The sequence below is a fragment of the Coleofasciculus sp. genome (assembly GCF_046539235.1).
In the GTDB taxonomy this organism is placed as follows: Bacteria; Cyanobacteriota; Cyanobacteriia; order Cyanobacteriales; family Coleofasciculaceae; genus Coleofasciculus.
This window is the reverse complement of the sequence record NZ_JBKHHI010000200.1, coordinates 1-11,560: the sequence shown is the minus strand read 5'-3', so window position 1 is coordinate 11,560 and position 11,560 is coordinate 1. Positions and strand designations below refer to the sequence as shown.

At 45.8% G+C, this 11,560-nt stretch carries 8 protein-coding genes and 2 pseudogenes; 6 read left to right on the top strand and 4 right to left on the bottom strand.

What is annotated here, in order from left to right:
* Window positions 1-3,022: tetratricopeptide repeat protein (locus ACLFWI_RS17560; protein WP_446413985.1), on the bottom strand; the 3,022-nt coding region annotated here is incomplete at its 3' end.
* On the opposite strand from ACLFWI_RS17560, the gene ACLFWI_RS17555 reads away from it, so the two are divergent.
* Entirely contained in the window at window positions 3,008-3,400 is a 393-nt protein-coding gene (locus tag ACLFWI_RS17555) for a CU044_2847 family protein (protein WP_446413986.1), read from the top strand. The genes ACLFWI_RS17560 and ACLFWI_RS17555 overlap by 15 nt on opposite strands.
* Before the next feature lie 353 nt (window positions 3,401-3,753).
* Here ACLFWI_RS17555 and ACLFWI_RS17550 read toward each other — a convergent pair whose 3' ends face one another.
* Window positions 3,754-4,869 carry a hypothetical protein gene (locus ACLFWI_RS17550; protein WP_446413984.1) on the bottom strand — a complete coding sequence of 372 codons (1,116 nt, stop codon included), beginning with the start codon at window positions 4,867-4,869 and terminating at the stop codon, window positions 3,754-3,756.
* Between the two features lie 266 nt (window positions 4,870-5,135).
* Here ACLFWI_RS17550 and ACLFWI_RS17545 point away from each other — a divergent pair, with 266 nt between their 5' ends.
* From ACLFWI_RS17545 to ACLFWI_RS17535, 3 genes are all read left to right on the top strand, one after another.
* Window positions 5,136-6,677, top strand: coding sequence for an FAD-dependent oxidoreductase (locus ACLFWI_RS17545; RefSeq protein WP_446413983.1), 1,542 nt, complete (start codon window positions 5,136-5,138; stop codon window positions 6,675-6,677).
* Window positions 6,678-6,833: 156 nt separating this feature from the next.
* Window positions 6,834-8,495 carry an adenylate/guanylate cyclase domain-containing protein gene (locus ACLFWI_RS17540; protein ID WP_446413982.1) on the top strand — a complete coding sequence of 554 codons (1,662 nt, stop codon included), beginning with the start codon at window positions 6,834-6,836 and terminating at the stop codon, window positions 8,493-8,495.
* A 99-nt stretch (window positions 8,496-8,594) separates the two neighbouring features.
* On the top strand, window positions 8,595-10,124 hold the full coding sequence (locus ACLFWI_RS17535; RefSeq protein ID WP_446413981.1) for a YifB family Mg chelatase-like AAA ATPase: 1,530 nt from the start codon (window positions 8,595-8,597) through the stop codon (window positions 10,122-10,124).
* Window positions 10,125-10,216: 92 nt separating this feature from the next.
* On the opposite strand, the gene ACLFWI_RS17530 is transcribed toward ACLFWI_RS17535, so the two are convergent.
* Window positions 10,217-10,366: a hypothetical protein gene (locus ACLFWI_RS17530; protein ID WP_446413980.1), complete on the bottom strand. Its 150-nt coding sequence runs from the start codon at window positions 10,364-10,366 to the stop codon at window positions 10,217-10,219.
* A gap of 88 nt (window positions 10,367-10,454) precedes the next feature.
* Between ACLFWI_RS17530 and ACLFWI_RS17525 the strand changes: the two are divergent.
* Window positions 10,455-10,559, top strand: a pseudogene (locus ACLFWI_RS17525) (DUF6939 family protein); the annotation flags it as partial.
* Between the two features lie 72 nt (window positions 10,560-10,631).
* The gene (locus ACLFWI_RS17520) at window positions 10,632-10,754 is read left to right on the top strand and encodes a hypothetical protein (RefSeq protein WP_446413979.1); all 123 of its coding nucleotides are present in this window, start codon (window positions 10,632-10,634) and stop codon (window positions 10,752-10,754) included.
* A 290-nt stretch (window positions 10,755-11,044) separates the two neighbouring features.
* Here the strand turns inward: ACLFWI_RS17520 and ACLFWI_RS17515 are convergent.
* Window positions 11,045-11,251, bottom strand: a pseudogene (locus tag ACLFWI_RS17515) (lysine--tRNA ligase); the annotation flags it as partial.
* Window positions 11,252-11,560: the final 309 nt, after the last annotated feature.

Sequence of the window (11,560 nt, the reverse complement as noted above, 5' to 3'; positions counted from 1 at the left end):
CCAGATTGCTGAGACTGCTTGCCACATCAGGATGGTCATCACCCAGCAGGCGTTTACTCAAGTCTAAGGCTTGTTGATACAAGGGTTCGGCTTCCCCATACCTTCCCTGTGATTTGTAGAGATTAGCCAGATTGCTGAGACTGCTTGCCACATCAGGATGGTCATCACCCAGCAGGCGTTTTCTCAACTCTAACGCTTGTTTATATAAAGGTTCAGCTTCACCATACCTTTCCTGTGAATAGTAGAGTAGAGCCAGATTGTTGAGACTGCTTGCCACGTTGGGATGGTCATCACCCAGTAGGCGTTTGTATAACTCTAAGGCTTGCTCCAATAAAGGTTCAGCATCTGAATACCTTCCCTGTAATTTGTAGAGTCCTGCCAGATTGTTGAGACTGGTTGCCACATGGGGATGGTCATCACTCAGCAGGCGTTTGTATAACTCTAAGGCTTGCAGATACAAAGGTTCGGCTTCACCATACCTTCCCTGTGATTTGTAGAGATTAGCCAGATTGTTGAGACTGGTTGCTACATAAGGATGGTCATCACCTAATAGGCGTTTATATAACTCTAAGGCTTGCAGATACAAAGGTTCGGCTTCTGAATACCTTCCCAGTGAATAGTTAAGGTTAGCCAGATTGTTGAGACTGGTTGCTACATAAGGATGGTCATCACCCAACAGGCGTTTTCTCAACTCGAAAGCTTGCAGATACAAAGGTTCGGCTTCTGAATACCTTCCCAGTGAATAGTTAAGGTTAGCCAGATTGTTGAGACTGGTTGCTACATAAGGATGGTCATCACCCAACAGGCGTTTTCTCAACTCGAAAGCTTGCAGATACAAAGGTTCGGCTTCTGAATACCTTCCTTTTGATGTATAGAGATTAGCAAGATTATTCAGACTTTCTGCCACATAAGGATGGTCATCACCTAACAGGCGTTTTCTCAACTCTAAGGCTTGCTGATATAAAGGTTCGGCTTCTGAATACCTTCCCAGTGAATAGTTAAGATTAGCTAGATTGTACAAGCTGGTTGCTACATCGGGATGCTCATTACCCAACAGGCGTTTTCTTAACTCTAAGGCTTGCTGATATAATGGTTCAGCTTCTTTATACCTTCCTTGTAAATAGTAGAGCAGAGCCAGATCATTCAGACTGGTTGCTACATCGGGATGGTCATTTCCTAAACGTTCTTTTGCTACTGATAAGCACTGCTTGTACCAGGGTAAGGCTTGTTGGTAGAGTCCTTGACCTTGATAAAATCGACCTAAGCCACCAAAGGGGTAGATTAAATCCTGATCACTTAACCAATCCTGCTGAGTCGTTGCGGCTTCGGCTAGGTGCGGAATCATCGGAGTAGCGATGACAATATCATCTTTAGTTGGCGTCTCCGGAATCTGCTGTGCTACCATGACCATTCCCTGGCAAAACTTTTGTTTAAGTTCTGATGCTTCAGTTAATTCCTCTAACTTCCCTTGCAAGAATTCCCGAATCAGTTGGTGCAGTTGATAACTCTCTGTATCTACCCGTTCCAATAAACTCCGATTCACCAATTCATCATCTCTAGCATCCTCTAACTCTTCTACATCTTCGTCTAACCAGCATTGTTCCAACCATTTCCAAGGAATGGGAGCCAGGGCAAATAAACTGAGAAAACCAGCCAACTTTTGAGCCTTTTGACTCAGTTCTTGCCAACTCAACTTAAATGCAGCCTCGACCCCAAATTGTGCAGTCATGTCCCCATCTGTATTTTGCAGAGAACGGTGCCTTAACTCCAAACGCTGGCACATTTTCTCTAATGACAAATCAGACTTACGCTGTAAATACCGCCCCACTAATTCCAATCCCAAGGGTAAATAGCCTAATTCTTGACACAGACGTTTTACCTGTTCTGGTTCTGTCTCTATTCGTTCTTGTCCAATCAATGACACTAACAGGGCAATTGCGTCTTCTTCTGTGAGTACGGAAAGATGTATTCTTTGAAAGGATGCCCCCAACTTTTGCCGTCTGGTGGTAATTAATACCTTAAACCGCGATTCCGCAGGGGGAAGATAGGGTTTAATCTGCCGAAAATTTCGCACATCATCGAAAATAAATAAGACATCCCCTCTCCGCCAATGTCGCCAGCAGTAAGCCACTTGTTCAGTTAGCTCTAACCCATCCGGTAACTGTAAATCTAATTGAGTTCTAGCAAAACTAACAATCTGAGTTCCCACAACGCCATCCCCCGCCTGTATCCAGCACAAGCCACCAGGGTACGTTCCCTGTTTGCGGTGATGTAGAGCATATTGTAGAGCTAATTCAGTTTTACCGACGCCTCCCATCCCGGCTACCGCACAAATCGCGATGCGTTCAGTTTGCTGTAACTGTTGGTGCAGATTTTCCAGAACATCAGCGCGTCCCACAAATTCAATCACCCCACTATGCTTTAAATTATGGGGAGAAGACGTTAATTCAGTTTTCAGAGTCCCTGATTTGGGTTGTAGTGGTGTCAGGCAACGAGTAAGATTAATCGGTGTCCCAGAATTAGTACAAATTGGACGTTGGGGAAACTCTGAGTTAACTTGATTGAGACGTTCCACTAAGGTGTGATTCGTTACCCAGCGCTCTGACTTGGGTTCCAGCGCCTCGAGTAACGCCGCCGTGAACGCACTATGACGCTCATCAATTCCCTCATACGCCACCTCGAACTCTCGTGATGCAGCAATAAAACAGCGATCGCGTGCTTTCCCTCCCTCCCCTGGATCAGCCTCAGCAACGTTGAGAACCTCCCCACTGTAACAGCAATCCAGGATCACAATTTGCTGTCGCACCTCACTGGTGAGCAGCAATCGACGTAACCACTGTAGAGATAATCCCCAGTTTTCCCCCTCCGGATTCACATCACTGCTCGCTAAAAACCCTTCTTCAACCCCAAAATCTTGCCGTAGTCCATGCCCAGAAAAGTATAATAGCGCTGTATCTGGGACTGATTTACCCTTAGGTTTAAACAATTGTATAATGGCGTCTCGTAGCTGACTCAGTGTCACCTTGGTTTTCTGACCTATATTGAAGCCACAGATGAAGTAGACATTCCCGACATCACCACAGAACCCGAAGACGAAGACGAAGACGAAGAGGAAGCCGCCGTTCCTAAAAACGTTCAAGTCGCCAAAGCGCAAAGGCAGATGGTGCAGAATTTCCGAGCGATTCAAGGCACAATTCGCGCTTACACAATTTACACGTTAAGCGCCTTTAAAAAAATGGCGATCGCGAATGTCAAAAAAGTCACTCTAGAATTTGGCATCGAACTAGGCGGTGAAGCGGGCGTTCCTTATGTCACCAAAGGAACGGCTAAGAGCAACCTAAAGATTACTGTTGAATGTTCATTTCCTGACTCAACTGAACAGGACGCTAACATCAAATAAGCCAGCTACCTGTAAGGGCACGGCAATGCCGTACCCCTACCATAAATGGCGTGTGTGCATAAGTCAACCCAACCTACAAAATTGGCGCTGCACTAAGGGTATGGAAACCCGCGCAGGCGGGTTTGGTTTGTGTAGCTGCGGTTTTAACCGCCCTCTTTTATTTATTAAATCAATGAATAAACTGCCGTGTCCTTACCATAAATGGCGTGTGTACATAAGCTCTGTTTTTGTTTCCAGAGTGTTGAATTTCCTCTCGTCAACCCAACCTACAAAATCCGCGATCGCACTTGGTTCATAGACGAGTAGATCATCTCGTCTAGACATTTGAATTTGAAATATATTAAATAGGAATTCTACATTAATGAATACACCTGCTGTGCCATTTCCCTCAATAATCGGCGATTGTTTTGATAGACTTCCAGATACAAATTCGCCGAGTCACCTTCATCCATTTGCAAACGATAAACCGTATCGCCACGACGGAAGGAATTTTCTGGATCATCCTGCTTATGTTTCACGGTAATCGAATCTCCTGTCCGCTTCGATTGTCCCATATAATATTGACCCGACTCACCCGCACAAATAGCAAAACGATAGTTGTCCGTTTCCCCAGCAGTCCTTAAGCTAGTGTCTTGAGGACATTGGTTATATAATCCCGTCTGTTCTAATTCAGCTAACCGATAATAGGCTGTTTCTCCAGGGTTTCTAATATAACCCGTTTGTTGGAGGAATTTGCGTAAATCCTTAAAGAATGACTCTCTGTCATTTCCTTGATAAGCTTGACGAACACGTTGCCAACCATCTTCACTTTGACCAAGCATATACTTATCCGCTAAATAAGCGGCTAATGCTCCTCTAGCGACACCGGGATAATCAGTTTCTGTATAACGTTGCCAGAGTTGATAGGCATCATTGTAGATCAGTTGTGGATAGCTGCGCGTTACGTCTACCATCTTGCCATTGCGATACTGCCAAATTTGCAAGGGATAGGATGAACCAGCATAAGACGTAAAAGCGTAGGCAAAGCTATCGTCCCGCGTCCAAAACTCAGGAATGTTATCTTGATTTAAGTCCTTAAATTCATAACCCGCATTCCCCCAAAACTGTTCGGTTAGAGTATAGGCATCTTGAGCCGCATCGTAGCGATAAATCAGAGAAACCCAACAGCAATGCGCTCCCCCCGTATAGATGTCTAAAATAACTTCTGGTTCGGGGTTAACGTCTAAGTTGCGGACTTGCAAATCCGTCAACCGACAAATTCCCAAGTCTGTTAATGACGATTGATTCAGTAAAATTTCCCCATCCCGACTGATTTGTAATTGGGCGTCATCTAAACAAAAGTCTTGGCTTTGATAGGAAAACTCAGCTCGAACGTTTCCTGATTCGACGGTTTTGGTTTCGGCTACAGCAGGAGTGGCTAATCCCATAGAACCGATAGCGATAGTAGCTAATAAAAATAGTTTGTTCATTTTTCAGATTTAAAACAAGGGAACAGGGAACAGAAGGAATTGAGGGTTCAACTTTAGAGTTTGTAGTCAGCGCTAAAGCGCTGCTGGCACGCTTCGTGCCTACTACGAACCCCGTTTAAGTCGGTGTCATTCTGCCTCGGTCATGTTTTATTGAACCGTTATCTCATTGCCTTGTTCCTTACCCTCCGCCCCTGGAGCCTTCTATCTTTAACCCCTCGCAGATTAGGATGTAGAGGGAGCATCTGTGCCAAGCAAGCGAGAGAGTTATGAATCAAACTGAACAAATTCTTTCCCAGTTACCGGGAGATGTCTTGGCAGGCTTGCGGAAGGCTGACCAATTCTGGCAAGCGTTGCGAGACGATACCACGTCGATTCCTCAGGTGGTTAAGGAATCAAAAGAACCCTTAGGAACAGTAGATTGGGATATTGTTATCTGTGGTGGTACCTTAGGCATTTTCCTGGGTGCTGCTTTGCAAAGGCGAGGCTGGCGCGTCGCCGTATTAGAACGGGGGATTTTGCGGGGGAGGGATCAAGAGTGGAATATTTCCCGCCCAGAACTTGATGTATTCCTGGAACTTGACCTGTTATCGCCTGAAGAATTAGAGGACGCGATCGCATCTGAGTATAACCCAGGTCGGGTTAGTTTTTTGGGTGGAGAGGATGTCTGGGTGCAGGATGTCTTGAATATTGGCGTTGACCCGGTTTTCCTGCTGGATACGCTCAAGTCCAAATTTATCGAGGCTGGGGGTCAGCTTTTGGAAAAAACGGCATTTGAGGGGGCGGTGATTCATCCTGATGGGGTGCGCGTCGAGGCGGCGGGTGGGTTAAACACTCGGTTACTGATTGATGCGATGGGTAACTTCTCTCCCATTGTTAAACAAGTGCGACAGGGGGAAAAACCGGAAGGGGTTTGTCTTGTCGTGGGTAGTTGCGCTCAAGGGTTTACCCAGAATGATACAGGAGATTTAATTGTCTCTTTTACACCCATTCAGAATCATTGTCAATACTTTTGGGAAGCCTTTCCCGCCAGAGATGGCAGAACCACCTATTTATTCACCTATCTCGACGCCCATCCCCAACGCCCCAGTTTGGGGTTTTTTATGGAGGAATACTTCCGGCTATTGCCTGACTATCAAGGGGTGGAACTGTCACAACTGGATTTTAAACGAGTATTATTTGGCTTTTTCCCATCCTACAAAGACAGTCCGATCAGAATGCCCTGGAATCGAATCTTGCCCGTGGGTGATAGCAGTGGCGCTCAATCTCCCGTCAGTTTTGGCGGATTTGGTTCCATGGTACGTCACCTTAAACGTTTGACAGAAGGCATTCAGGAAGCCCTTAGTTGCGACGTTTTGACCCAAGACGCCTTAAAAATGCTGCAACCCTATCAGCCGAATATTGCCGTTACCTGGATGTTTCAACGGGCAATGAGTGTGGGCGTTGAGCAAAATATACCCCCCAATCAAATCAATGAGTTGCTGACGGGCGTTTTTCAAACAATGGCACAGTTGGGGGATGACGTACTGCGTCCTTTCCTACAAGATGTGGTGCAGTTTTCTGGACTGTTCCAAACCCTGACGCTCATTTCCCTAACTAAACCCGGACTGGTGACTCCCGTAATACCCCAAGTTGGGTTAACCACGCTGTTAGATTGGATGGTGCATTACATAAATCTGGGCGTCTACAGTGGCTTATATCCATTAGGACAATTTATGAGCAAACCCGTACATCAATTACCCCCAACCACCCAATACTATTATCACCGTTGGCTGGATGCATGGCGCTATGGTTCTGGGGGGGATTATTAATCTAACTTGGTACAGGATGGTGGGGGAGATGGGGAGGCTGTAGAGACGTAGCATGCTACGTCTCTACAAAATTAAATGCTGGGTCATTAGTCATTGCTGATGAAAAGGCGACTTCGGACTAAGGACAAATGACGAAGGACTAAATAAGAAAGGATTATGAAGATATGGAAGCGCCTGACTGGAGGTGGGCGCAAACTTAGCATCACCACCAAGTTTGCGTTGGCATTTATTGCGCTGCTGTTGTTAATTGGCATTGTGTCAATGACAGGCTTTGTCTCTCTGCGGCAAATGCGTAATGAGACCAAAGCGGTGCTTCTGACCAGTATTGAGGTTCAACGACGCGGGTTTGAAATGGATGCAGCGTTACGCAATGCCCGTCGCGTGGAAATTGATTTCTTTTTACGGTGGCCCAGCATTAATTTTTCCAGTACCAATCTGAATGACTTTCGCGACAAACACCGCCAAGAGATTGAAAAAGTTATCGATATTAGTAGCCAACTACAAGAGCTTCTGGTTCAGGTTCAGGGGGGGATATTTAAACGGCAGAGTAATCCGGATTTGGTGGAGTATGTGGAAATTGTTGAGCAATATTCTCGCAGTTTCCAGGAAACGGTGGGTTTGGTGAGTAATTTGGGAATTGATAATGTTGGTGTACTCGAACAACTGGAACAAAATTTAACTCTATTGCGGAATCGCTTGGAACTAGCAGAGGCTCAAGAGTTTCTCGGATTAGTTAATGAAATGCAGTCTTATGAAAAGGAATATTTATCCACTCGTGAACCTGCCAGAATGGAGTTGCTGACTAAAACAGCGCAACAGTTACGTGAGCAAATTAACACCAGTGCTAAATTTAATGAGACAGAACGGAGACAGGCATTAAGATATCTCGATGCTTATCAATTGGTTGCCGAAGATATCGTTAGACTCGATCAGGAAATTCAGGACAAAATTCGCAATTTTGATCAACAGGCACAGGCACTAGCAGATAAATTAATCGACTTGGCAGATGCGGAGGCGGAGCGAGCGCGTCGAACAATTAATGACACCAGTGATACGGCGATAGTATTATTAGTGGCGGCGGTGTTGGTAGCATTAATTGCGGCAGTAATTATTGCCAGACAGTTTGCCTCTGCCCTAAAAACATTGGATCGGGAAACAGCAAAATCCGAACATTTACTACTGAATGTTTTGCCAGAACCAATTGCCCATCGTCTGAAGCGAGAAGAGCGAACAATCGCGGATCACTTTAATGAGGTGACGGTACTCTTTGCCGATATTGTCGGGTTTACGGAGTTGGCGTCTCACACATCGCCGATTGAACTGGTTGAGATTTTAAATGTAATCTTCTCAGAGTTTGACCAACTGGTTGAGACACACCATTTAGAAAAGATTAAGACGATTGGTGATGCCTATATGGTGGTTGGCGGGCTACCGATGCCGATGCTCAACCATACCGAAGCGATCGCGGATATGGCGTTGGATATGCAACGGGTGATTGGGCAATTTTGCCAAGAAACCGGGAAATCCTTTAGTATTCGCATTGGCATTCATACTGGACCGGTGATTGCAGGAATTATTGGGATTAAAAAGTTTATTTATGATTTGTGGGGGGATACGGTAAATATTGCCAGTCGTATGGAATCCCACGGCTTACCGGGGAGTATTCAGGTAACGGAAGACACATATAAGCGCCTCAAGCATCGCTATTATTTTGACGATCGCGGTCCGATTCAAGTCAAAGGGAAGGGGCAAATGAATTGTTATTTGCTCACAGGGAGAAAACAGAATTCGCCAACGATTGAATATATTGAATTATGAGGAGGGAATAGGGAAAAAAGAGAAACGTCCGAATAAAATAGATTTGATCGCTGCGATCGCACGCCTTATAATTGCCAGTAAAACTCAGGATCAACAGACATGCTTGCCAGGGTTTGGAGTGCTTCGCTAGTCGGCATCGATGCGGTGAAAGTCGGTGTGGAAGTCGATGTGTCAGGCGGATTACCGGGAATTATCGTTGTGGGATTACCTGATACTGCTGTCCAAGAATCGCGAGAACGGGTGAGGGCGGCGTTAAAAAATGCCGGGTTTGTCTTCCCGATGCGGAAAATCGTGATTAATCTCACCCCCGCCGACTTACGCAAAGAAGGACCCAGCTTTGATTTACCGATTAGTGTAGGGATTCTCGCCGCCTCGCAACAAGTCAATCCTGAATTATTAGGTGATTATCTATTTTTAGGCGAAGTCTCCTTGGATGGCAATTTACGCTCCATTGCGGGAGTCTTACCCATCGCCGCTGCTGCCCAAAGTTTAGGAATTTCGGGGTTAGTCGTACCCGCCGATAATGCCCAAGAAGCCGCCGTGGTGCGTGGATTGGCGGTGTATGGATTCCAGCATCTGGCTGATGTGGCAGATTTTTTGAATCAACCGGAACGCTATTCTCCGGTAACCATGGATGAATTACCCCAATCATCCTCCTATCAGTTTACAGGCGGAAACTTAAACGAAGTCAAAGGTCAATCCCATGCGCGTCGGGCGTTAGAAATAGCCGCCGCAGGAGGTCATAATTTAATTTTCGTTGGTCCACCGGGAAGCGGTAAAACCATGCTGGCGCGACGATTACCCGGAATTTTACCGCCCTTAAGTTTTTCAGAAGCCCTAGAAGTCACCCAAATTTATTCTGTAGCCGGATTACTTAAAGATAAAGGCAGATTAATCAGAGATCGCCCCTTCCGCAGTCCCCACCATTCTGCATCAGGTCCATCATTAGTTGGAGGAGGAAGTTTTCCTCGTCCCGGAGAAATTTCCTTAGCGCACCGAGGTGTATTATTTCTAGATGAGTTAACCGAATTTAAGCGCAATGTGTTGGAATTTTTGCGTCAACCTTTAGAAGATGGTTATGTGACCATTTCTCGCACCCGACAATCCGTTTTGTTTCCGGCACAATTTACCTTAGTTGCTAGTACCAATCCCTGTCCCTGTGGTTACTTTGGCGATACCCTGCAACCCTGCACCTGTTCAGCGCGACAACGGGAGAACTATTGGGCAAAGCTTTCGGGTCCGTTGATGGATCGAATAGATTTACAAGTTGCTGTGAATCGCCTCAAACCCGAAGAGATTACTCGACAGCCTCAAAGTGAAGCGTCAGAAGCCGTAAGGGAGAGAGTAAAAGTCGCCCGCGATCGCGCCCGTGATCGCTTCAACTCAGAACCCACACTGCGCTGCAATGCCCAGATGCAAAGTGGTCATTTGAGACAATGGTGTCATTTAGATGATAGTAGTCGCAATCTCTTAGAAGGGGCAATTCGCAAACTTGGACTATCTGCCCGGGCAAGCGATCGCATCCTCAAAGTCGCCCGCACAATTGCCGATTTATCGGGGGCTGAAACATTGCAAACGGCACACATTGCCGAAGCTATTCAATATCGCACTATTGATCGAATGCAGTAACACAGATTACACAGATTGAATGATAGCCTCCAGAAGACTCACGATTGAATGACACAGATTAACACAGAGAACTAAATCATCTCCCCGACAATTTAATCATCTTCTTTGACATTTTTTTGAGCTTCTAGCACTTCCATTCTTGCTAATGTCGTTGCGGCTTCTGCCAAATACAACGCTGTCATGGCTCGAATTGGCGGATTTGTCTCTCGCCGTAATTCTTGAGATAGAGTGTAAACTCGCATTCTGTAAGCCTCAAGGGATGCTTGCCAAAGTGGTCAATGAATTGACCTCATTTTTATATGCAGTGGGAGTAAGCCATGATGTATGGAGGTCTTGTTAGATTACGAAACAAACAGCGACTTAGACAACTTATCGCGTCCCTTATCACACGCAGGTCTGATCAAACTATATCTGGAAGGTAACTGGCAGACTTAGGGTGAATGTCACTGAATACAGTAACAACCTGAGTAAAATTCAGAAGAGACTAGGACAGGATAAAGCTCTCTGATGGTACAGACTGAACATTATTACGAAAACAGCGAACTCAACCTACACGATCGCACCACTACCCCCCTACCCATCCGCGCCGTCACCCTAACCCTAACCAAACAAGACGACGAACTTAATTGAATGTCATCTCACCTTCCAAGTTAACCCCCAATTCTACCAGCGCATCGACACAGAAGCACTATTCAATCTCAAGCCCGAAGTGCGTAACCCCCTGTCGGCTGGAGAATTCCTACCCGAACCCGACATCATAATCGAAACCATTTTAAAACCCGACTTGCTACCTCGCCTAGCAGGACACACTACAACCATTGATGAAAGATCGACGGTAAAATAAGGCGTTCAACACTCTGTCAAAATTGGTGGTCTGTCAAAAATGTCCAGAATCTAGTCTAGGTAAAGGTTTCGAGAAGTGCGATCGCGACTTCAAAATCAACCTCTTCACCATTCCCCAGATCCGCGAATTTCTCTTGCAGTTCAGCCGCATGGTGAGTAGACTGCCAGTGATACGCATACGGCTCAATTCCCAACGCTTTAAGCTGTTGGACTTTTTCCAAACGGGTAGCACGAATTTCTTCGAGAGTGTTTTGGCGATCGGGTGGGGACTGCTCAGGGGACATAATAAGGAACTGCTCGATGCTAATCTTGTAGGATATCGGACATCTATCTTAACATTGGACACAACAGATGACCGGAGCCTGCCTCACGCGATCGCAGCGAACAACCTGATTCTCGCCATGCTGTAACCGAAGGCGGCAGTAGTGCGAGCATCTTGCTCGCTACCCATTCCCAATTTAAATGTATGTGTACTAATTCAAGTCAGTTTAACAAAACTTATTCAGTTGATAGCATAAATTTGATCACAATCGAGTTGATTTTCAGCCATAAGCGGATACAATAAAGGAATTCTGAAGCAGAATCACCGCCAT